The sequence below is a fragment of the Clostridium chromiireducens genome (genome assembly GCF_003575225.1).
GTDB classification, from domain to species: domain Bacteria; phylum Bacillota; class Clostridia; order Clostridiales; family Clostridiaceae; genus Clostridium; species Clostridium chromiireducens.
Genome location: NZ_QXDJ01000002.1, coordinates 693,955 through 717,015, shown reverse-complemented (window position 1 = coordinate 717,015; position 23,061 = coordinate 693,955). Strand labels below are relative to the sequence as shown.

General features: G+C 29.6%; 20 protein-coding genes. 5 read left to right on the top strand and 15 right to left on the bottom strand.

The features are described 5' to 3' along the window. Positions 1–328: 328 nt before the first annotated feature. The 4 genes from D2A34_RS08610 to D2A34_RS08595 all read right to left on the bottom strand — a co-directional run bounded on the left by D2A34_RS08610 (position 329) and on the right by D2A34_RS08595 (position 4,230). Entirely contained in the window at positions 329–766 is a 438-nt protein-coding gene (locus tag D2A34_RS08610; RefSeq protein ID WP_079442436.1) for an ACT domain-containing protein, read from the bottom strand. Further along, positions 766–1,662, bottom strand: a complete 897-nt coding sequence (gene thrB / locus D2A34_RS08605) for a homoserine kinase (protein ID WP_079442435.1) — start codon at positions 1,660–1,662, stop codon at positions 766–768. The genes D2A34_RS08610 and thrB overlap by 1 nt, the downstream gene beginning before the upstream one ends. Before the next feature lie 10 nt (positions 1,663–1,672). Beyond that, the gene (thrC, locus tag D2A34_RS08600; RefSeq protein ID WP_119366344.1) at positions 1,673–3,130 is read right to left on the bottom strand and encodes a threonine synthase; all 1,458 of its coding nucleotides are present in this window, start codon (positions 3,128–3,130) and stop codon (positions 1,673–1,675) included. Positions 3,131–3,291: 161 nt separating this feature from the next. After that, positions 3,292–4,230, bottom strand: a complete 939-nt coding sequence (locus tag D2A34_RS08595; RefSeq protein ID WP_119366343.1) for a DUF6414 family protein — start codon at positions 4,228–4,230, stop codon at positions 3,292–3,294. A 518-nt stretch (positions 4,231–4,748) separates the two neighbouring features. Between D2A34_RS08595 and D2A34_RS08590 the strand changes: the two genes are divergently transcribed. Next, positions 4,749–5,723, top strand: coding sequence for an alpha/beta hydrolase (locus D2A34_RS08590; protein ID WP_119366342.1), 975 nt, complete (start codon positions 4,749–4,751; stop codon positions 5,721–5,723). A gap of 85 nt (positions 5,724–5,808) precedes the next feature. On the opposite strand, the gene D2A34_RS08585 is transcribed toward D2A34_RS08590, so the two are convergent. The 8 genes from D2A34_RS08585 to hemA form a co-directional block, all read right to left on the bottom strand. After that, complete coding sequence (locus D2A34_RS08585; protein ID WP_119366341.1) at positions 5,809–6,366, bottom strand: DUF3867 domain-containing protein; 558 nt, start codon at positions 6,364–6,366, stop codon at positions 5,809–5,811. A gap of 186 nt (positions 6,367–6,552) precedes the next feature. Beyond that, positions 6,553–7,191 carry an epoxyqueuosine reductase QueH gene (locus D2A34_RS08580; RefSeq protein WP_119366340.1) on the bottom strand — a complete coding sequence of 213 codons (639 nt, stop codon included), beginning with the start codon at positions 7,189–7,191 and terminating at the stop codon, positions 6,553–6,555. A 67-nt stretch (positions 7,192–7,258) separates the two neighbouring features. Beyond that, positions 7,259–8,542, bottom strand: a complete 1,284-nt coding sequence (gene hemL / locus D2A34_RS08575) for a glutamate-1-semialdehyde 2,1-aminomutase (RefSeq protein WP_119366339.1) — start codon at positions 8,540–8,542, stop codon at positions 7,259–7,261. A 101-nt stretch (positions 8,543–8,643) separates the two neighbouring features. Then, a complete protein-coding gene (hemB, locus tag D2A34_RS08570; protein WP_119366338.1) occupies positions 8,644–9,609 on the bottom strand; it encodes a porphobilinogen synthase in 966 nt (321 codons plus the stop codon). A gap of 715 nt (positions 9,610–10,324) precedes the next feature. Next, a complete protein-coding gene (cobA, locus tag D2A34_RS08565) occupies positions 10,325–11,791 on the bottom strand; it encodes a uroporphyrinogen-III C-methyltransferase (RefSeq protein ID WP_119366337.1) in 1,467 nt (488 codons plus the stop codon). Positions 11,792–11,803: 12 nt separating this feature from the next. Further along, positions 11,804–12,679: a hydroxymethylbilane synthase gene (gene hemC / locus D2A34_RS08560; protein ID WP_119366336.1), complete on the bottom strand. Its 876-nt coding sequence runs from the start codon at positions 12,677–12,679 to the stop codon at positions 11,804–11,806. 39 nt (positions 12,680–12,718) lie between these two features. After that, a complete protein-coding gene (locus tag D2A34_RS08555) occupies positions 12,719–13,399 on the bottom strand; it encodes an NAD(P)-dependent oxidoreductase (RefSeq protein WP_119366335.1) in 681 nt (226 codons plus the stop codon). Beyond that, on the bottom strand, positions 13,357–14,562 hold the full coding sequence (gene hemA / locus D2A34_RS08550) for a glutamyl-tRNA reductase (protein ID WP_119366334.1): 1,206 nt from the start codon (positions 14,560–14,562) through the stop codon (positions 13,357–13,359). Before hemA ends, D2A34_RS08555 begins: the two co-directional genes overlap by 43 nt. Positions 14,563–15,611: 1,049 nt before the next feature. On the opposite strand from hemA, the gene D2A34_RS08545 reads away from it, so the two are divergent. Continuing rightward, positions 15,612–16,253, top strand: a complete 642-nt coding sequence (locus D2A34_RS08545; RefSeq protein ID WP_119366333.1) for an undecaprenyl diphosphate synthase family protein — start codon at positions 15,612–15,614, stop codon at positions 16,251–16,253. A 204-nt stretch (positions 16,254–16,457) separates the two neighbouring features. Beyond that, positions 16,458–16,724, top strand: a complete 267-nt coding sequence (locus tag D2A34_RS08540; RefSeq protein WP_079441842.1) for a DUF1294 domain-containing protein — start codon at positions 16,458–16,460, stop codon at positions 16,722–16,724. Between the two features lie 32 nt (positions 16,725–16,756). Here the strand turns inward: D2A34_RS08540 and D2A34_RS08535 are convergent, their stop codons facing one another. Together D2A34_RS08535 and metA are read right to left on the bottom strand one after the other, a co-directional pair. Further along, positions 16,757–17,371: a DUF2238 domain-containing protein gene (locus tag D2A34_RS08535; RefSeq protein WP_119366332.1), complete on the bottom strand. Its 615-nt coding sequence runs from the start codon at positions 17,369–17,371 to the stop codon at positions 16,757–16,759. A gap of 145 nt (positions 17,372–17,516) precedes the next feature. Beyond that, positions 17,517–18,431 carry a homoserine O-acetyltransferase MetA gene (gene metA, locus D2A34_RS08530; protein WP_119366331.1) on the bottom strand — a complete coding sequence of 305 codons (915 nt, stop codon included), beginning with the start codon at positions 18,429–18,431 and terminating at the stop codon, positions 17,517–17,519. A 187-nt stretch (positions 18,432–18,618) separates the two neighbouring features. Between metA and D2A34_RS08525 the strand changes: the two genes are divergently transcribed. Continuing rightward, positions 18,619–19,677 (top strand): lactonase family protein, encoded by a 1,059-nt coding sequence (locus D2A34_RS08525; protein WP_119366330.1) that lies wholly within the window; start codon positions 18,619–18,621, stop codon positions 19,675–19,677. A 275-nt stretch (positions 19,678–19,952) separates the two neighbouring features. After that, on the top strand, positions 19,953–21,710 hold the full coding sequence (ade, locus tag D2A34_RS08520; protein ID WP_119366329.1) for an adenine deaminase: 1,758 nt from the start codon (positions 19,953–19,955) through the stop codon (positions 21,708–21,710). 129 nt (positions 21,711–21,839) lie between these two features. Here the strand turns inward: ade and D2A34_RS08515 are convergent, their stop codons facing one another. After that, positions 21,840–22,952 carry an HD-GYP domain-containing protein gene (locus D2A34_RS08515; protein WP_119366328.1) on the bottom strand — a complete coding sequence of 371 codons (1,113 nt, stop codon included), beginning with the start codon at positions 22,950–22,952 and terminating at the stop codon, positions 21,840–21,842. Positions 22,953–23,061: the final 109 nt, after the last annotated feature.

The window sequence follows — 23,061 nt, the reverse complement described above, 5'->3', positions numbered from 1 at the left end:
CATAAATATCCAGCCGCTATATTAGAGCTCGCCTGCAGCATATTTATTTGTATACACTAACATTTGAGAATATATCTACACCAGAAATCAAATACATTTGTGTGAAGCAGGCATCAGAAAATTTCGATGCTAAAAACACTTAGAGGAAGGTTGTTCCACTTTAGCTTGTCTAACCGAATGGTTGGAGCAAGCTAAAGTGGGTGCAACCTTCCTCTTAGTGTTTTCATCGAAATTTTCGTAAGTCCTGCGGAATACAAATGTATTTGATTTCGGTAGATTACCACACAATTATGGTTGTATACATAAAAATAGCGAGGATTTCTCCTCGCTACTCCATTCCTATAAACTCAACCTTTTCAACATTTTTAAGGTCAAGAAGACCACTTGTTAACATTTTTATGTCGCCATCCACTGTTGAAAGATCTATTGTTATACTTAAATTAGCATATCCATTTAACGGTATACCTTGATTTATTGTCAAGATATCTCCGCCTTTTTCTGCTATATAATTACTTATATTCGATAAAACGCCCTTTTCATTTTTTAATATTATATTATAAGTAACTTTTCTTCCTTCCGAAGTTTCAGAAAAATCAAATACAAAGTCTTTATATTTATAATATACACTTCTGCTTATGCCAGCTATTTTCACAGCTTCTGTTATTTCTTTTATCTTTCCATCTTTTAATAGTTTTTTTGCAAACAGAACTTTTTCATAAACGTCAGGTAAAACCCTTTTATCTATAACTAAGTAATCTCCACTCATTATTTTGTACCTTCTATAATGGTTGCCCCCGCATTATCTAAAGATAACTCTAATATATTCCATTCCAATCCTTTTATTCTTAAAAATTCTCTAAGCTTATTGCTAAAGCGCTCATCACCTTCGTCGATAATCGCCATGATTGTTGGGCCTGCTCCACTTAGGTAACAAGCCAATGCTCCTAATTCATAGCTCATATTATACACCTCTTCAAAACCTGGAATTAACTTACTCCTGTAATTTTGGTGAAAGGCATCTTTACATGCGTACTTTATTAATTCATATTTCCCACTACAGAAGCAAGATACCATAAGAGCAGCCCTTGAGACGTTATAAACTCCATCTTTTAAGCTTATTTCTTTTGGAAGTACGCTTCTTGCTTTCTCAGTAGATAATCTAAAATCAGGAATAATTGAAACAAACTTGATTCCATCCTTAACATTCACTTTATCATAGTAAGTCTTGTTTTCATCAACTATTGCAACAACCATACCCCCAAGCAAGGCTGGTGCAACATTATCTGGATGACCTTCAATTTCTACTGCCATCTCCAATAATTCTTCGTCTGAAAACTTCTTCCCCAAGATTTCGTTAGCTCCTACTAGTCCCCCAACTATACATGTAGAGCTACTTCCAAGACCTCTAGATACTGGTACATCTTGTTTAATTTCGCTTATTTCTAATCCTTTTATTTTATAGCCCGCTTTATCAAAACAATGCTTCATTGCTTGATAAATAATATTTTCTTCATTACAAAATTCCTCTGGCATTCCATTAAACTTCAAACCATCTTCTAATTCCCTGAATTCAAAATCATTATATAAATTTAATGCTATCCCTAATGAATCAAATCCAGGTCCCATATTTGCTGATGTAGCTGGTACTCTAACTCTAATCATATATTATCCCCTATGAATTTAAGTAAGAAAGTAGAGCATTTCTCATCTCACTCTTATCCCAAACTTCATCATGTAATACCTTAGCATTTTCTAAAGTACTTAAGCTATTTGGTATCTTAGTGTTTGTTGAATTAGATAATTCATTTAATACTTTAAAATCATCTACTCCATCAACATCTATATCAAGTGCATTACAAATACTTCTTGGGAATTTGTATGGACTTGCAGTTGATAGTATTAAAGTTGGTTTGTCGTCTTTAGTTTCTTCTACATATTTCTTCTTAACTACATATGCTACAGCTGTATGAGTGTCCATTAAATAATTATCTTTTTTATATATTTCTTCTATAGCATCATACACTTCTTCTGTTGTTGCAAAATTTCCATAGAATTCTTTAATGAAATTTCTAACTTTTTCATTTACTTTATAAACACCTTTAGTATTTAAGTTGTTCATCATCTCACTAACCACTTCAGCATCTCTACCACTTGCTTCAAATAATAATCTTTCTAGATTAGATGAAACAAGTATATCCATTGAAGGTGATTCTGTTAAAACAAGTTCTCTCTTCTTATCATACACCCCTGTTTCAAAGAAGTCTGTTAGAACTTTGTTTTCATTAGATGCACATATAAATTTATCTATTGGCAGTCCCATTTGTTTAGCATAATATCCAGCCAAGATATTTCCAAAGTTACCTGTTGGAACTACTACATTTATAGAATCATCCTTTTGTATTACTCCTTGGTTTACTAAATTAAAATATCCATAAAAATAATACACTATTTGAGGCACAAGTCTTCCAATGTTAATTGAGTTTGCAGATGATAAGATAAATCCCTTTTGAGCTAGCCCTGCCCTAAAATCATTATCTCCAAAAATCTCTTTTACTCCAGTTTGAGCATCATCGAAATTGCCATTTATTCCAATGACTTTAACATTATTTCCTTCTTGACTTGACATTTGTCTTTCTTGAATTGCACTTACTCCATTCTTAGGATAATAAACTACAACTTTAAAGCCTTCAACATCTTTAAATCCTTCAAGTGCAGCTTTTCCTGTGTCTCCCGACGTTGCAGTAAGAATTGTTATATCTTCTTTAACATCACAAATTTTCTTAGCTCTTTTCATAATTTGTGGCAGAAATAACAGCGCTGCATCCTTAAATGCACAAGTTGGCCCATGATATAATTCCAAAAAGTTATTTTTTACTTCTACACTGAATCTATCATTATATGCATCATTAATTGCCCCCATTAATTCTGCATCATCAATGTCTGTAAAATACTCATTGATAACTTTAAATGCTAAATCTTCGTATTTAATGTGTGTATCTTTTTTTAATTTATCATATACTTTAGGAAATCCATCTGGAACATATAGCCCGCCATCTTTAGAAATTCCATTAATTATTGCTTTAGCAGATTCTATATCTTTCTCTAAGCCTCTAGTACTTCTAAACTTCATTTAATCTCACCTCAAAATTGTATTAAATATGAATATATATCCACTTATATTTACAAAATTAAATATTTATAAACATATTTCACCTGTAATATATATTATCATGTATTCTATTGATATACAAGTGTTTTTCTGCAAAATACATTTTAAATATAATAAAAATTTTACATGTAAATGTTTAACGGCATAATTTGTATTGCACATTCATTTATTCTAAAATTGGGGAATTCCGGTACTAGAATATTATTCTTTCTTAAACATTCTAAAAGAGGTTTACATTGTTCAAAAAACTTTTCATAAAATTCTTCCTGCCCTGTTTTTCTCAATAAACTTATAGTGTCACATTCTTCTGTACATGTTTTAATCACCTTACCGATTACTTTACAATGACAATTAACATTATCAAAAACGTTATATCTATTGTTCATAAAGTTTTCCTTATTTACAGTTAAAATTGCCGTTCCATTCCCGCATTTCATTATTAGATCCACCGTATTATTATATGCCAAAATACTTTTTACATAGTTTAACATCTTTAAAAACATAGTAAAATCAATTTTCCCATCACACTCTTTGGTCACTGTGTTTAAATAATCATCTCCAAATATAGTTATTAAATTTATTAAAGTATCAATAAATGGCAGAACACCTTTATTGGTAATAGTTCCTTCAAGCTGTATTAAATCACCTGGATATATGTTATTATTTTCAATATCATCTTCGTTTTTCTGATGTAGATGTTTGTGCTCATTAAAATAATCCATTAAACTTCCATTTAAAACAAAGGTCGTGTACGTTGTTTTAATCTGTTTTTCTTCTCTTATGAACTGTTTTGCATCAATATCTTTATCCACATGATGATTCAATAAGTTATTATTTGCATTTATTTTATTTTTATCCCTAAAGCCTTTTCTTTCAATTCTTGAAATACTACCTTGATTAGAACTTTCAATTCTGTCACCTTCATGATATCCTGCAGATAAAGTCCTATCAAAGGCTTGAGTTCTAGTTATTGTTTCTATAAATCCAGTTAATACTAGTGAAGATAAATTTCTCACTAAGTTTTCATCTAAATAGACAAGCACATCAAAAGAATTGTTCATAATATCTCCTTTCAAAAGGATTAATTCTAATTGTTCTGTTCTTATATATTATTAATATTCATATAAATATAAAATATTATTTTAATTATATATTTACTTAGCAAAACACCATTGTCTCTCAATATATTACAAAATTCTTAATTTACGATTTTTACTAATTTCCTATGATATAATTTTATAGTATAAATTATTATTCATATACAAACTCTATTAAAGTGTTTAGCGTGGTTCTAAAAAATAATTTGTAATTAATATTATATAGAATACTTATAAATGCTAATTATTATATAAATTTATTAATATTCTATAAATTTTATAAGAAAGGAGATAAGCCTAATAAAGTAAAACTTTTCAGGTGGAAGTTTTAACTCCAGCTGAATTTTGTTTAATTTATACCCATAAAGGGCACAATGTCCGTGAGTTTGCAGCCGTTATCTCCGATTTGAAAAAAATATGATTTTACGGATGCTAGATATCGGATAAGTATATTTATTTCTATATATTAGGCATATATTTTAATGAAGAAATTTTTTAAAATGTTTTTTCTGATTTTATTTATTACAATTATTGTTTTAGCTATAGTATTTTATAAGAGAATTATGTTGTCTTACAGAATAGCTGATAAATACATCTCCTTAAAAAATCATGTATGGACTACTCAAGACTTTACTATGAATAAATCATCAAGTTCTATGAATTATAAAGATGTAGTCTACAAAAATACAAACGGAGTGCCTTTATCCTTGGATATCTATGGGCCAATAAATCAAGTTTATAAATCTTCTCCAGTGCTTATATATGTACATGGTGGAAGCTGGGCCTATGGTGATAAAAGTATTCCTGAGGCTATAAGTCCAATTCTTGATACATTCAGAGAACAAGGATATACAATTATAAGTACTTCATACGAGCTTATGAGAAATAAGGAAAACTTTAGCAAGCAAATTTCAGATGTAAAAGACACAATAAGATGGGTATATAAAAATAAATCTACCTATAACCTTAATACAGATGAAATAGGGGTTATCGGCGTTTCTTCTGGCGCTCATCTTTCACTTATGGCAAGCTATAGCGATAATAATGAATTTATAGACGATACAGATTTGAGTAGTTATCCATCAAAAGTCAAATACTTAATTGACTTTGCAGGTCCAACTGATTTAACTCTTTTAAATACTACAAGCTTAAACTATGATTTATCAAAAATTTTTGCATCTATTACAGATAAAGAAAGTGTAGAAAAAATATATAACCCTATAAACTATGTTGATCCAACAAATCCAAATACACTTATAATTCACAGTAATTCAGATGCTATGGTTCCATACGAAAGTTCTAAACAGCTTTATAATAAATGTATTGAAGTTAATGCGAAAGCTAAACTTATCACCTTAAATAGCAGTGCTCATGACCTTTCAACTATATCAAATGATGATATTATTTCTATTTCTGAGGGATTATTGAAATTTGTCATATTCAATTCTCCATTATAAAGTGAAAAATGCAGTACAAAAATCTTAATTTTAGATTCTTGTGCTGCACTTTTTTACCATTTAAGGTCAAAACTTTAACATATTTTTAGTACTCATAACTTTTCGTATTTTCACATAAAACTATATTTATTTTCTTATCTTCAATTACTTTTTTATATGAACATAAAAATTCATTTAATTCAGTATCATTTAAATCTATATTCTTCTCACTTATTAAGAATACCTCTTCGTTTTCTAGGAATATTTTAAGATCATTTTTTTCATTTTTTATAAAGTATTCTGACATTGATTTAATTGATATTCTGCTCTTATATTTTTCTTGAAAACCCATAGTCTTTTTAATAGTGCTATAATTAGTATTTGAACTTTTTGCACCAAATCCCGGAATATTTAGCTGTTGTTCTATCATGGATGGATCTAATCCATATCTCTCTAAAAATTTTTTTTGAATATTAATAAGCTTATCTTGTGAAATATTGTTTTCTTCCATATAAGCCATTATATTTTTAGAGAAATCGGCCATGTTCATTTTTCCTTCAGCTAATTTATAATACATAGAATAAATATACTCTTCAAATTTATCTATATCTTTATCTTTAACTTTATTTTTCAATTCATTAAAGTCTATGATTTTATCAGACATATTAATCCTCTCCTTTACACTATTATATAATAAAAAGTATTTATCTGTTGTAAATTTTTTATTACATTTATAAAGTGAAACTTTTAAGTTGGAGTTTCATATAGATGAAGTCTTACGGATGCTATCTATCGGATAAAAAAGATATTGCTATATGTATTATGTTTTAAAAATTCATATTAATATTCTTTATACCATTGTATCATCTGAATTAATCCTCTCATTATAAGAAAAAACGCATCCACAATAATCTTGTCTATATAAGTTATATTCTTTAGATAACTCAATAGAACGTTTATATCCTTCTTTCTTTTTAAAATCTGAATATAAGTATTTAACTCCATATTCTTCACTTAAAATTTTTCCTATTTCATTTAGCTTTTGTGCATTCTTATGTGGGCTTATAGATAAGGTAGTAGTAAAATAATCATAACTTTTTTCACTTGCAATAAGTGCTGCTTCTTTAAGTCTTAATTCATAACACTTAAAACATCTTGCACCACCTTCTTTTTCCTGTTCTAATCCCTTTGATATCTTATAAAAGTTTTCAGTATCATATCTACCTTCTATAAACATTATTTCATGTTTAACTTTAAGTTCAGATATAAGTCCCTTTTGTTCTGCTACTCTTCGCGAGAATTCTTCTAATGGATATATATTTGGATTATAAAAGAAAATTGTTATGCTGAAATACTGAGATAAATATTCCAGTACATAGCTGCTACAAGGAGCACAGCAGCTATGCAGTAACAAAGTTGGAACTTTTTCTTCTTTAACCAAATTTTCTATTAGGGAGTCTAATTCCTTTTGATAATTAATTTTATTCATATGTAGTTCATTCCTTTTATAGGTTTTATATTATGCTAAATACTATACATCATTTTATATAAACTTGTTAAACTTCACTTGCAGCAAATTTCTCGAAAGTATTTAAGAATGTATTAATATGGTTTTCTTCATGCTTAACACTTAAAAACAGTGCTTCAAATTGTGAAGGAGGTATATTTATACCACTCTTAAGCATGTGCTCAAAGTATCGATTAAATCTCTCAACATCACAAGTTTTTACATCATCATAAGTTCTAACTTCTTTTAAGTTACTAAAGAATATTGTCATCATTCCTCCAACTCTATTCATTACTACTGGAAGATTATATTTTTGCGATATTTTTAATATTCCTTCTTGAAGTTTAGCTCCTATATTTTCAATATGATTATAATAGTCTAAGTTATTTTTTAGTTTAGCTAAAGTTGCAAGCCCCGCAGCCATAACTATAGGATTTCCTGACATTGTACCTGCCTGATATACTCCTCCTAAAGGCGCTAAATTCTCCATTATTTCTCTTCTTCCTCCATATGCTCCACATGGTAGTCCACCACCCATAATTTTTGCATATGTAACTAGATCCGGTTTTACCTTAAATAAAGATTGCGCACCTTTAAATGCAACCCTAAAACCATTCATAACTTCATCAAATATTAATAATGACCCATATTCGTCGCAAAGTTCTCTTAATGTTTCCATAAAATCATCTTCTGCTTTTATTACTCCCATATTTCCAGCTACAGGTTCAATAATAACACCAGCAATTTCATTACCATATTTCTTAAATAATTCTGTAATTTGTTCTTTATCATTATATATACCAATTAAAGTATTTTCTATACTTTCAGTTGGAACACCAAGTGAACCTGGTATCCCTCCAGTAATTACACCTGAGCCTGCTTCAATTAAAAATCCATCGAAATGCCCATGGTAGCATCCTGCAAATTTAACTATTCTTTTTCTATTAGTATATCCCCTTGCAAGCTTTACCGCGCTCATAGTAGCTTCTGTTCCTGAGTTAACCATTCTAATCATTTCGATATTATCTAAACTAGTGCACATAAACTTAGCCAAATCTAATTCTAATTTTGTTGGCGCTCCAAAAGCTAAAGCCTTTGAGCTTACTTCCTTAATCGCTTCTACAACATCTTCATCACAGTGACCAAGGATTAATGGTCCCCAAGCCAACACAAAATCTATATACTCGTTATCTTCTTCATCTTTAATTACTACACCTTTTCCAGACTTTATAATAGGTGGATTTATCTTTACTCCCCTAAAAGCCCTAACTGGACTGTTAACTCCACCAGGCATATACTGTTTCGATTCTCTAAATATATCAATATTTTTCATAATAATATCTCCTTAGCCCGCATAAAATCTATAAATATTTATATATATTCATATTTTTATTGTTTTATAGTTATGTTTTTTATATTTAAATATTTAAATTGTTATCTATTTAAAATTTTTGCCGCCTCTAAAGCATGGTAAGTAATAATTATATCAGCTCCAGCTCTCTTAATAGAAGTTAAAGTTTCCATCATTACTTTTTCTTCATCAATAACTCCAAGCTTTCCAGCCGCCTTAATCATAGCATACTCTCCGCTCACATTATATGCAACAAGAGGTAAGTTAAAATTTTCCCTGCAATCTCTAATTATATCTAGATATGAAAGAGCTGGCTTAACCATTATAAAATCTGCGCCCTCTTCTATATCCATTTGAGTTTCACGAATAGCTTCCATTCTATTTCCTGGATCCATTTGATATGTCTTTCTATCTCCGAATTGCGGTGCTGAGTTTGCAGCATCTCTAAATGGTCCATAATAAGCTGAGCAGTACTTAGCTGAATAGCTCATTATACTAACATTTTTAAAATTGCTCTTATCTAAAGCCTGCCTTAATGATTCAATTCTTCCATCCATCATGTCAGAAGGCGCTATAATATCTGCACCAGCCTTCGCATGAGATACTGCTATCTTATTTAAATATTGTAAAGTTTCATCATTATCTACATATTCATCATGAATTATTCCACAATGCCCATGAGAAGTATATTCACACATACATACATCAGTGATAACAAGTAAATCTTTATCAAGTTTCTTTATTTCTCTTATTGCTTGTTGAACAATTCCATCATCATTATAGCTTTCAGAACCACATTCATCTTTATGATCTGGTATTCCAAAAAGAAGTATTCCAGAAATATCTGCTTCTCTAACTTCCTCAACTACTTCAAACAATTTGTCTACCGAATAATGATAAACTCCAGGCAATGATGATATTTCATTTTTTATATTTTCTCCTTCAACAACGAAAATAGGATAAATAAAATCCTTTGAATCTAAAGTTGTTTCTCTAACCATATCTCGAATGGCAGCATTAACTCTAAGTCTTCTACCTCTTTTAATCACAATAAATACCTCCATTTTTTATGAATATTGTGAAACACTCAAAGTGAGTCGTAACCAACCGAAATAGAATACATATATGTTCCACAGGACTGTGAAAAATTTCGCTGGGAATATCTAAATGGAAAGTTGCACCACTTCCGCATGCTCCTTTGACAAGCATAGGACAAGCAAAAGCGGAACAACTTCCCATTAAGATATTCCAGCAGCTTATTTTTCAATGCCTGACTCCACATATATGTATTCTATTTCTTTGTTTTGCCATCACTTTAAGTATTTCACTAAAGCCTTCTTAAATATTTATGTCTTTTGTATTTTAAGCATATAAACTGTATAAGATATTGTAAATATACTCCATTAAAAGTATTGATAAACTAGGAAATATAAAAATACTTGTCTAAATGCGCTTTACTTTAAATTTACACTAAATCAGAAATGGAATATATGTTTTTGCGGAGTGTTCATCAGAAGAGTCTGCTGGCCATGATTCTTAGAATATAAGTTGTTCCAAATGTGCTTGTTCAAAGCTGTGTCTTTGAAGCAAGCACTTTGGGCACAACTTATATTCTTAGAATCATCCGGCAAACTCTTCAGAGAACCGGAGCAAACACATATATTCCATTTCGGTTTTTAGCTGTAAACTAAATTTTTCATGAGACTGTAAGTATTTTTATATTTCGGTTGTTTACCTCATCACTTTAAGCTCTACACAACATTCTTAATGTGTGCAAAAAGCCACGATTTCTTTTAAAAATCCTTCTTCTGAGTGTTCCTTGCATACAAATGCTTTTATTCCTAATTTCTCTATAGGTTCATTTGTTTTTGGTCCTATAGCTATAACCTGTTTTTTCTTAATTTCTTCTATTCCAAGCATTTCTACCATATTTTCAACCGTTGATGGGCTTGTGAAAAACACCATATCAACTTCATCAAAAGATCTTTTGTTAACTATTGCTCCACAAACCGTATCATATATGTAGACTTTATCTACACTTACTCCACAATTTGTAAGCTCTTCATAAATATATTTTCTGCTTTTTGCTGAACATGGCAAAAGTAAAGTTTCGTTTTCCATTAAATGAGGCTTTAGTATACTTACTAACCCTTCACCAACAAATTCTTTAGCTTTTGCAAAACAAATAATTCCTCTTTGCTTTAGAGCATTTGCTGTTGCCGCTCCTATAGCAGAAATCTTCGCTTTAATTCTTCTTACATCATAGTCTTTTTCAATAAGATAATCAAAAAATATCTCAACACTATTCACTGATGTAAACACAATATGATTATAGTTGTCTATGTTGTCTATGTAATTATCTAAGTTTTCAGAAGTATTCTTTATCTCTATTGAATTAAAACTTGTAACTTCAGCACCTAGCTCAACCAACTTATTCTTTAAATTCTCAGATTGTCTTCGTGACCTTGTAATGCATATATTTTTTCCAAACAAAGGTTTATTTTCATACCAGTTTAAATCTTTACTTAGGTTCACAACCTCGCCAACAACAATTATACATGGAGATTGTAAATTAGCTTCCTTTACTTTTTGTGAAATGTTCTCTAAAGTTCCTATTACCTTTTTTTGTTTAGCTGAAGTTCCCCTCATCACCACTCCGCATGGAACATCTGAATTTTTTCCATTCTTAATGAGCTCACTGACTATATTATCTAAATTGCTTAATCCCATCATAAATACTAATGTGCCTTCTTCCTCCGCTAAAGCCTTAAAGTTTACATTTAAATCTTGTGCTGATTTACCTGTAACAACATGAAAGCTTTGGGCTATCTTTCTATGAGTTATTGGGATTCCTGCATAATTTAAAGCTGCAATAGGAGATGTCACTCCTGGTATTACCTCAAAATCTATATTTTCATGGACTAAAGCTAATACTTCTTCTCCACCTCTTCCAAAAACATATGGGTCTCCACCTTTAATTCTTCCAACTATATGACCTTCCTTTGCAAGTTTAACTAAAAGCTCATTAATTTCTTCCTGTGTTTTTGAATGAGCTCCTGGTTCTTTTCCACAATAATAGACTTCACAGTTTTCATTCAAGTAATTCAATATATTATTCGAAACTAATCTATCATAAAGGACAGCTGTACATTTTTTTAATACCTTAACAGCTTTTAATGTTAATAATTCTTCGTCTCCAGGACCTGTTCCTATTATATATACTTTACTCATATTCCGATTCTCCTATATCTCTAATATCTTATTAGCTAATTTTCTTCCAAGTTCGATATGATCTTCTTTATTTCCTAAAATATCTTTTTTAACTATTCTTCCACCTATATCATATATTCCAATCATATATAAATCATCACCCTGAATTTCCGAATATGCTCCAATAAGGCTATGACAATCACCGTTTAGCATTCTCATAAAGGTTCTTTCAGCTTCAACAGTTAGTTTGGCGTTTGAATCTTCTAGCTTTTTAAAATACTTTTTAGCATCACTAGTTTTCAGGCATTCAATACCCAGTGCACCTTGAGCAACTGCTGGTATAAATACTTTAGGATCAAAATACTCTGTAATTATAGCTTCTTCATTTAGTCTTTTCAATCCAGCAGAAGCTAGTATAATACCATCTAAATTCTGGCTCTTCATTTTCTCCAATCTAGTTTGGACATTTCCTCTAATTGAAACTATCTCTAAATCATTTCTTAAAAGTTTTAGCTGACAAGCTCTTCTTATACTGCTAGTTCCAATAACTGCACCTTTTCTAAGTTCTTTAAACGGAATGTTATCTTTAGAGATCAATGCATCTCTTATATCTTCTCTCTCTGTTATTGCTGCTATTTCAAATTCAGAACTCAATTCATAAGGTACATCCTTCATGCTATGAACAGCACCATCCGCTCTTTTCTCTAAAAGTGCAACTTCTATATCTTTTACAAATAACCCTTTACCTCCGATCTTAGCTAAAGAAACATCTAGCTTTCTATCACCTTCGGTAACTATAAGTAGTTTTTCGCCATCTATATCAAATCTCTCTTTTAAACTTTTCATTATTATTTCTGTCTGAGTCTGTGCTAATTTACTTTTTCTTGTTGCAATAATCAAATTATTCATTAATCTTTAATACCTCCACGCGTGTTATGTACCTTTGCTTTACAATTCAAGAAGATAATCTACAATTTCCTTTGGGAATTTTTCTCTTAATACATTTTCACCTTTTCCCTCATCGAAAAACTTTTTAAAATTATCATTACTAGTAAGTTCTATTATATCATTTTTATACTCTGGAAGTTTTTTTGCTTTATTGCGTATTATTCCAATAAATTTGATAAAATCATCATACTCTTCAATTATATTTTTTATTTTGCTCGCAAGGATAATCGCCCCTTTGGGATTGCCTTGTTTAGTGTTTAAGGCAAACGTTATATTTTCTGTCTTCCTTTGGATTGGAACAACTCCCATTCCATCCTTAAAATTTGATGAATCTATATATATTTTATAATTTTCCTCACAATAATCTCGTATTTTTATTTTTAAAACCTCATCATCGACTGCTAAAACTATTAAGTGCTTATCGCTTAAAAAATCATAACTAAATTCTTCATTTATAAGATTAAGGCTTTCTTTAAAAGAATTTGCAAGTTTAATTATTTCTTCATCAAACTCCCTTGAAAGTACTTCTACATAGCACTTATTATTTACAAAATGTTTTGTTTTTATTGTGCCAGCTTTTCCTCCTCCAATTATTCCAACCCTAACTTTTTTAGATATCAAGGAAATATATGAATATTCTATTCCTTCGTCATAAATATCTTTTCTATTATCTTTATCCATTCATCACCACATCCCTTTAAAGTTTCTTCTTTAATAACTTCAATGGCTCTATTTATGTAAAAGTCAGATGTACTTTTAATCAATTTGCGTGCTAAAGCAATATCTTTCTCACTATTGCTTTTATGTTCAAAAGTTTCAATTCTGTTTTGATAAACCTCATTCCCTAAGGATTTTAGCCTCTTAATAGCAGGAGAAATACTTCTTAATTTAAGCCACTCTTTATATTCATTCATATACTTTGTCATAATATATCTATGCTCTTCCATTTTTTCTTTTCGAAGCTTTTTATTCTCATCATCTATACGACTTATAGTGTCAATATTGTACACTTCTGTCCTTTCAATTAATGCGACTTCCTTTTCAACATCTCTAGGGACTGATAAATCATATATTACGAGTCTATCTCCACCTTCATTAATATCATCTCTTTTTACAACAGGGTGTGGTGCTGACGTACAGCTTATAATGCATTCAACTTCATCAATATATTGATTCTTTTCTTCGAAGCTAATTACTTTGACTCTTTCGTCATGAATCTCATCACTTATTTTACTGTTCCTCACAATCAAATACACAACATCTATATTATTAGATATTAGGTATTTCATGACAAGCTGCCCTACTTCCCCATAGCCTAAAAGCATAAATCTACTGCATCCATGAGTAATAGCTTCATTCACTACAATCGAAGCTGATGATACCGGAATTTCATATAATTTAGCTTCTTTTCTAAATCTTTTTCCGCAAGTAACTGCTTCTTGAAATAACCTGTGTAATTCTTGAGAAACAGCCTTTATACTTAAAGCTTCTTCATAAGCATCTTTAATTTGTCCTAAAATTTGATCTTCTCCTAATATTTTCGAATGAAATCCAGCGCATACTTCAAACAAATGCCTATATACGTCTTCATCACTAGTTATAAAAATATAACTCCTATATTCATAATCCCAATTAAAAGTATCAAAAATCTTTTTTAATAATTCTTCTTTATTAAAAGAAGCATTAAAATAAATTTCTGTTCTATTACATGTTGCTAAAATCACTACCTCATTTACATCCTTAAGCAGCTCATTCATATATTCCCTATGTTTTTTAGGTTTTATTATAAACTTCTCTCTAATCTCCAGAGGAGTATTTTTTCTAATCCCAAATAAGCCTATCACGTATTGTCACCTCACAAGTTTCCTTCTACTTTATCCTAATAATATTTTAATATATACTATTATTACACAAAAAACATCTAATTCAAAATTAATTCTTAAAAAGTATAGTTTTTTATTCTCTGACATATTATTGACACATTGGGATATTATAATAAAAACATAAAGTAGTTAATTATTATTTACCCCTTATTAAATGATAAAGTAATTTAACTAAAAATGACAAAACCTAAGTACGAGAACCCCTAATCTCAGTGCTTAGGTTTTTTATTTCCAAAAATTCTTAATTGCATGTTACACTAAAGATATTTTGAAGAACTTAAAGTGAAGCGAGAACAACCGAAATAGAAGACATATATGTTCCTCAGGACTATGAAAAATCTTGCTGGGAGTATCTAAATTAAAAGTTGCACCACTTCTGCATGCTCCTGCGGCAAGCGCATGACAAGCAAAAGTGGAACAACTTTCACTTAAGATATTCCAGCAGCTTATTTTTCAATGCCTGCTTCACATATATGTCTTCTATTTCTTTGTTTTGCTAGCACTTTAAGTATTTCACATATACATATCAAAGAATATATGAGTATTGTATTATAAATATATATACTGTATGAAAAGTCTTGAATATTCATTCATTAAAGGTATCATAATCAGAGAAATATAAAAATACTTGTATAAATATATAGCTATTTAAGCTTACTATTAAACAAAGAAATGGAATATATGTTTTTGCGCAGTGTTCATAAGGAGATTTTGCTGGTAGTGATTCTTAGAATATAAGTTGTTCCAAATGTGCTTGTTCAAAAGCGTAGTCTTTGAAGCAAGCACTTTGGATGCAACTTATGTTCTTAGAATCACCCAGTAAAATCTTCTAAGAACCGAAGCAAACACATATATTCCATTTCGGTTGCTTAGAAGTAAACTTTAAATAATCTCTAATGCAATTATTTTTATATTTCGGATGCTTCCCAATACCTTTAAGGTATGTATTATTTAACATTAATTGGTTATACTCTTATAATGTAACATTAATTTAAGAGGTGAATATAATTATGCGAATACCAAAACATATAGGTATTATTCCTGATGGCAATAGACGTTGGGCTTTATCGAATTCATTGAGTAAAGATAGGGGCTATGATCATGGAATAAATCCAGGACTTGAAGTTTTTAAATTGTGCCAGAAGGAAAATGTACAGGAAGTAACCTTTTATGGATTTACAATAGATAATACAAAACGTCCAAGTGAACAAAAAATCGCTTTTACAAAAGCTTGTATTGATTCTGTTATGCTTTTAACTAAAGAAAATTGTGAAATATTAGTCTTAGGAAATACAGACTCAAACTGCTTTCCAGAGGAATTAATACCTTTTACGAAAAGAAAAAAATTTGGTACTGGCGGAATCAAAGCAAATTTTCTGATTAATTATGGGTGGGAATGGGATTTAAATTTATTAAAACATAGTGATGCTTCTAAGAAACATATCCAACCATATTTGCATTCAAAGGATATATCAAGAATTGATCTTATTATAAGATGGGGTGGAAGAAGACGATTAAGTGGTTTATTACCAGTTCAATCTGTTTATTCAGATTTTTATATTTTAGATAATTATTGGCCTGATTTTAAAAAACAAGATTTTTATGATGCACTTTCTTGGTATGACGAACAAGATGTAACTTTAGGTGGTTAATATAATGTTCAAATAAATAGATTGGTAAAATTCCAATCTATTTATTATTTTTTGGAGATTTCTATACTAACTTGCAACCAGTAAATTTTTACGATTTATCTTTGTACTTTGTAATTAATTATAAATCTGCTATCATAATATTATGATTAAGGACATGCTCAGTCCTAGAGATTACAAAAGTAAGCAAGGAGGAAACATAATATTATGATCAAATATGTTTTAATATATTTACTGATTATTAATTTAGGAGGCTTTTTAATTATGCTAATAGATAAACAAAGAGCTGTCCATAAGGAATGGAGAATATCTGAGAAAACTCTTATGAGCATTTCTATTTTAGGTGGCTCCATTGGTATGCTGATTGGAATGTCTACCTTTAGACATAAAACAAAACACAAGAAGTTTACAATTGGAATTCCACTTATACTTCTTATTCAAATTTCTCTAAGCATATTATATTTAAAATATTAAACAATTCATGTGTTAATATTAGCAGTATTTTCTCAATTGAAATCTTTATTATCTAATAAATTTCCATGATATTTTCCTAATGTTAACACTGAAAAAATTGAACCTAAGAGTGCTAAAACCATATCCCACTGAGTATCCCAAACATCTCCCTGTGTTCCTAAAAAAGCGGTCGCGCTTTCGCCAGTAATTCTTGCCACAGCGAATTCCACTATTTCATATGAAGCACTTATTGCAAGGCAAATTGATATTGTAATAAAATTTACCCATGCATTATTTTTAACAATTTTATTCTTCATAAGAATTTCTCTAATAACTATTGCTGGTATAAACCCTTGTGCAAAATGCCCTAGCCTATCGTAATAATTTCTACTTAATTCAAAAGTATCCTTTATCCAGTTAAATAAAGGCATTTCTGCATAAGTATAATGACCGCCTACTATTAATATAACTGCATGAAACCAAACCAGAATATAAACTAAGTTAGTACACATGAATTTATTATAAGTAAGCACTAAAGCCGTAATTCCTATTATTGCTGGAAAAACTTCTAAAAACCATGTAAATCTATCATACGGATTTATTCCTGAAATAATTAAGATAATAATTATACTAATCAGCAACATTAAATGAACTTTTTTTCCTTTCATTAGTATCCTCCTCAACTATGACTTCTGCAAAAACTGATATGAAAAGAGCGAGCACTTTATTCTTTTTATAATCTAATCATAAAATACTCGCTCTTTTATTATATTATTAAATATATACATATAATAATATTTACATACAAATTTTTTAAAGTGTATTAAGATCAAAAGGTGTATTTTGGTATACACAATAATTTAACCAGTTTCCAAAAACTATACTAGCAGGTCCTCTCCATATATAGAGTGGTTTTTGATCTACATCATCATTTCTAAAATAGTTCTTAGGTATGGCTATTTCATCGCCTTTTTCCTTATCTCTTATATACTCCTCCATTAATGTATTTCTATCATATTCCATATGTCCAGTTACAAATACATTTCTTCTATCTTTTGTAGCTACAATAAATATGCCAGCTTCTTCAGATTCAGATAAGATTTCAAGTTCTGGAACCCTTTCTATATCTTCACGCTTAACTTCAGTATGTCTAGAATGAGGCGCATAAAACACGTCATCTAATCCTCTCGTTAAATCCGCTTTCTCATCATTTACCCAGTGTGAAAATACTCCAAACATTTTTTCTTTAAGCATATATTTAGGTATGTCATAGTGATAATACAAACCTGCCTGAGCTCCCCAGCAAATGTAGAATGTTGAAAATACGTGTGTTTTGCTCCATTCCATTATTTCTGTGAGTTCCTTCCAATATGTAACCTCCTCGAAAGACATTTGTTCAACCGGAGCTCCAGTTATTAGAAGACCGTCAAATTTTTCGTGCTTTATATCATCAAAATAACTGTAAAACTTGTCTAAATGTTCTGATGGTGTATTCTGAGAAGTATAACTCTTAGTTTGAATTAGTTTTATTTCTACTTGTAATGGTGTATTAGATAAATATCTTAATAATTGATTTTCTGTCACTATTTTTTTAGGCATTAAATTAAGAATTGCAATTTTTAATGGCCTTATATCTTGATTATTAGCCCTCTCTTCATTCATTATGAATATATTTTCATTAGATAAAACCTGAAATGCAGGTAATTCTATTGGAATTTTTATTGGCATCCTTTAATTCCCCCCCAATTTTAATATTTCTTCTTTGAAATAGTTATTAAATTTTTTATGTATAATTATTATTATATCAAAAATCTATACCTTATCAATAAAATATGACGAATATCTTTTCATCAAGTCTTTGAATTATATTTATGCTATACTAATTAATATATGTGAACAAAAGGAGGATACTTTAATGATAAAAAAAGAAAATGTTATGACAGGCTTTGTCGGTACTTATACTAAAAATAAGAGTAAAGGTATTTATACGTTTAATTTTAATATAGAATCTGGAAATATTGAAGAAGTAAATTTAGCTTATGAAATTGAAAATCCCACTTATTTAATCGCTGATAAAGAAAAGCAGATTATTTATTCTACTTGCAAAATTAATGAAAAAGCTGGTGTCTCTTCCTTCAAATATTTAAGTGAACAAACTGATCTTCATCTTATTAATAACAATCTTTCAGAGGAGAAACCACCTTGTCATGTAAATATAGGCAACAACAAGCAAATGCTGATCTCATCAAATTACCACGAAAACAAGATGATAGTTTATAATACTCAAGATGGCTTAATATTAAATTCTCCTATGATTGGAAGCCACAGTGGATCTAGCATAAACCCTTCAAGACAAGAAAAACCTCATATTCATTGTTCCATGTTTACTGCAGATGAAAAATATATTTTATCGATTGATTTAGGTATTGATAAAATGATGGTTTATACATTAGAAGAAAATAACCTTATTCAAAGGGATGATATTAGTTTCTCTTTCCCTTCCGGAAGTGGTCCAAGGCATCTAACTTATTTAAAAACAGCACCTTTTTATTATGTTCTGAGCGAATTAACTTCTGAAATTTTCGTTTTTAAATATAATCCAACATCTAAGATCCCTTTTTATAATATTCAGACACTAAGCAGCCTACATCAGAAATATAAAGGTGAAAAGTCTGGTGCTGCAATACGTATTCATGAGAATAATAAGTTCTTATATACCTCGGACAGAGGTAATAATTCCTTAAGTTTATTTATAATAAACGAATTAGATGGAACTTTAACTTTTGTAGATAGTTTCTCTTGTGAAGGAATCTCTCCAAGAGACTTTCAGATAGATCCTACAGGTAGATTTTTGCTTTGTGCCAATGAAAATACTGATAATATTTCTATCTTTTCTATTGATCCGTCATTAGGAACTTTGGCATTTGTTAACTCTTGTTCTCTTCCAACACCTACATGTATAGAATTTATTTAAAAAATATTGAGATGGGTATCAATGATATCCATCTTTTTGTATATAAGCAAACAAAAATTTTGTTGTTTTAAAAAATAAATTCCATATAATAATAATATTTATTTATTATAAGTTTATCCTATATATAATACTATATTTAATAAGAATATTTATTTTTAGTTAAACCTTTTCTGACTTTGACAAAATTAACTATATTAAATTATAATAAGAAAATATATTTTTGCGGATATTCCTATACATATCTAATTATAACTGCAGAAAAGGAGGACATTATTTTGGATAAACAAACATTAATAAATCATATCAAAGCATCAAACAAAAGTATAAAGTGTGATTTAGTGATAAAAAACGTAACTATTATTGACGTTTTTAATAAAGATAAATTTGTAGATAGTGTTGGTGTTAAAGATGGCTATATAGTTGGTATTGGAGACTACGATGGATATCAAGTTATAGATGGCACAAATAAATATATTTGTCCCGGACTTATCGATTCACATTGTCATATAGAATCAAGTTTAGTTCCCCCAAGCGAATATTATAAACTAGCCTTATTAAATGGGATTACTTCTGTAATTACAGACCCTCATGAAATCTCAAATGTTATGGGAACTGATGGTATAAACTTTATGCTCGATTCGTCAAAAGAAATTCCTTTTGATGTATACTTTATGCTTCCTTCTTGTGTTCCTGGTACTAGTTTCGAGAGTTCTGGCGCAACCTTGTTATCTAAAGATCTAAAAGACTTTTATTTAAATGATAAAGTTTTAGGTTTGGCTGAAGTTATGGATTATCCGGCAGTATCAGATTGCAAAGATAATATGGTTGATAAACTTTTAGATGCTATAAATTGTAATAAAGTTATCGATGGACATAGTGCAGGCTTTAATTCTATGATGACAAATACCTATAGAAGTGCCAATATTCTAACTGATCATGAATGTAATAACTCAGAAGAAGCTATAGACAAGGTCAGACGTGGAATGTATGTTTTAATTCGCGAAGGCAGTGTTGCTAAAAATTTAAAGGAATTACTACCAGCAGTTAATGAAGGAAATAGCAGTAGATTTTGCTTATGTACCGATGATAAACACATTGATGATATAGCTCATAATGGATCAATTAACAGTTCTATAGTTTATGCAGTACAAACTGGCTTAAAACCTGAAACAGCTATTCAAATGGCAACTATTAATCCTTCTAATTTATACAGGCTTAATAATAAAGGAGCAATTGCACCTGGATATATTGCTGATTTTATTATACTAGATAATTTAGAGGAATTTAAAATATCCAGCGTATACAAAGATGGTAAACTAGTTGTGAATGATAATAAATTGATTAATATAAAAACTACAGTATCACCTTCTAGCATTATTTATAAAAACACTATAAACCTTCCTAAGTTAGATGAAAGCAGCTTTAATATCAGAGTTAATAAAGATTATAGTAAACTTAATATTATCGAAATAATTCCAAATAAATTAGAGAGCATTCATTTAAAGCTTAATATTTCAGATATTGATTCATTAAAAAATAATAATTCTGAATCTTTTCACTGTTCACTTAGCGATGATTTAATAAAAATTGCTGTTATTGAAAGACATAAAGCATCAGGCAATATAGGACTTGGAATATTAAAAGGACTTGGAATTAAAGAAGGTGCTGTAGGAACTACAATTGCCCACGATTCACATAATCTGATTCTTGCTGGAACAAATGATAAAGATATGTTATTTGCTGCTAAGGAACTTGAAAAAATGCATGGTGGCATAATAGTGGTTAAAAACGAAAAAGTGCTTGCACATATTCAACTAGAAATTGGTGGTCTTATGACTAACAGAAAATATACAGAAATTGAAAATGAATTAGAAAAACTTCACTTAGCTATTAAACTAATAGCACCTGATATTAATTTCAATCCATTTTTAACACTCTCATTCTTATCATTGCCGGTAATTCCTGATTTAAAAATTACTGATAGGGGATTATTTGATGTTATTAATTTTAAATTTATAGATATTTGTGAATAATAATAATAATTACTACATTAAAATATAATACTAAAAAATAAGGCAGCATGTTTTTATTGTCATTCCAGGAATTCAAAAATTTTAATTCCTAAGAACTTTAATAAAAACATGCTGTTTATTTCTATATCTTTATGCTTGAAATTCGTATTTAACTTTTGTAATTACAATTGATATCTCTTTAATAAGTTCAACTTTTTCGTTTATTCTGCTAACCCTATTACTTTCAATTATCTTTAAAGTCGGCCTTAACGGAAAACCTGGCACTGTTTCTTCAACTATTGCAGTCTCCCCAGTGCTGATTTCTACGATAGTCCCTTTGGGATATGGAATTACTATCCTACAAAAAGTATTAACAATATTATAATCAAACATTGTCCCTGCATTTGACATCAGAAATTCTAAAACATCACTTGGAAACATTGCTCTTTTACTCGGTAAATCTGTTGATAAATTATCATAGATATTTGCAATGCTTACTATGTTACTTAGATCAACAATATTATCTTTGTCTAGCCCATCGGGATATCCATTTCCATCAGGTCTTTCATGATGTTGAAGAACTATCAGCTTGCTTAAGCTATTTATATTATAAGTGCTTGATAAATACTTATATCCAAGCCTTGGATGCTGCTTCATTATTTCTTTATCCTCATCACTTAAGTCACCTTGTTTGTCTAAAATTTCTTTTGGTAAAAGCGATTTACCAATATCATGGATTAAAGCTCCAATACAAAGAGCCTCTAATTTCTTTTTTGGTAATTGGAATGCTATACCTAATGTGAGTGAAATTACGGCAACATTTACACAATGTGAATAAGTATAATTATTCATACTTCGAATATCAACTAATGCAAGCATTACATCTTTACGATTTAGTATATCATCTATTATACTCACAGCCATTTTACCTATATTATAAAAATAACTTTGTTCCTGCCAGGTATAATCACTTTCTCTATCCCGTACTGCGTTCTTTCCATTAAGTCTTCCAATATTAGAAAAGGCTTCTTTTATTGTTATAATTGCCTTTTGTCTCAATTCTGGTTTAATTATATCTTCAATTTCTTCATCACTATACTTATCAACAATATATATGGATAAAATATTTATTTGTTTAATTTTCGCAATTGTATTTTCTCTTAAAACTACTCCTGCTCTTAGTAATATCCTACCGTCTACATCATATAGGGATTTACCAAGCACTGTATTTGGTTTTACATTTTCAATCGGGACTAACCTCATAGCGTATATCCCCCCTAATTGCTATAGTATCTCCCATTCCCCTTATAATTATTTATTATGTGGCTCAATCCCTTATTATAGTTTATCTAAATAATATTTAGAATTTAAA

Bases quoted from the DNA above. Each gene is read 5' to 3' on its own strand.
- D2A34_RS08580 (WP_119366340.1), bottom strand. From the start codon at position 7,191: ATGAATAAAATTAATTATCAAAAGGAATTAGACTCCCTAATAGAAAAT.
- thrC (WP_119366344.1), bottom strand. From the start codon at position 3,130: ATGAAGTTTAGAAGTACTAGAGGCTTAGAGAAAGATATAGAATCTGCT.
- D2A34_RS08545 (WP_119366333.1), top strand. From the start codon at position 15,612: ATGCGAATACCAAAACATATAGGTATTATTCCTGATGGCAATAGACGT.
- D2A34_RS08610 (WP_079442436.1), bottom strand. From the start codon at position 766: ATGAGTGGAGATTACTTAGTTATAGATAAAAGGGTTTTACCTGACGTT.
- cobA (WP_119366337.1), bottom strand. From the start codon at position 11,791: ATGAGTAAAGTATATATAATAGGAACAGGTCCTGGAGACGAAGAATTA.
- metA (WP_119366331.1), bottom strand. From the start codon at position 18,431: ATGCCAATAAAAATTCCAATAGAATTACCTGCATTTCAGGTTTTATCT.
- D2A34_RS08590 (WP_119366342.1), top strand. From the start codon at position 4,749: ATGAAGAAATTTTTTAAAATGTTTTTTCTGATTTTATTTATTACAATT.
- D2A34_RS08535 (WP_119366332.1), bottom strand. From the start codon at position 17,371: ATGAAAGGAAAAAAAGTTCATTTAATGTTGCTGATTAGTATAATTATT.
- D2A34_RS08595 (WP_119366343.1), bottom strand. From the start codon at position 4,230: ATGAACAATTCTTTTGATGTGCTTGTCTATTTAGATGAAAACTTAGTG.
- thrB (WP_079442435.1), bottom strand. From the start codon at position 1,662: ATGATTAGAGTTAGAGTACCAGCTACATCAGCAAATATGGGACCTGGA.
- D2A34_RS08585 (WP_119366341.1), bottom strand. From the start codon at position 6,366: ATGTCTGATAAAATCATAGACTTTAATGAATTGAAAAATAAAGTTAAA.
- D2A34_RS08515 (WP_119366328.1), bottom strand. From the start codon at position 22,952: ATGAGGTTAGTCCCGATTGAAAATGTAAAACCAAATACAGTGCTTGGT.
- D2A34_RS08555 (WP_119366335.1), bottom strand. From the start codon at position 13,399: ATGGATAAAGATAATAGAAAAGATATTTATGACGAAGGAATAGAATAT.
- hemC (WP_119366336.1), bottom strand. From the start codon at position 12,679: ATGAATAATTTGATTATTGCAACAAGAAAAAGTAAATTAGCACAGACT.
- hemL (WP_119366339.1), bottom strand. From the start codon at position 8,542: ATGAAAAATATTGATATATTTAGAGAATCGAAACAGTATATGCCTGGT.
- D2A34_RS08540 (WP_079441842.1), top strand. From the start codon at position 16,458: ATGATCAAATATGTTTTAATATATTTACTGATTATTAATTTAGGAGGC.
- D2A34_RS08525 (WP_119366330.1), top strand. From the start codon at position 18,619: ATGATAAAAAAAGAAAATGTTATGACAGGCTTTGTCGGTACTTATACT.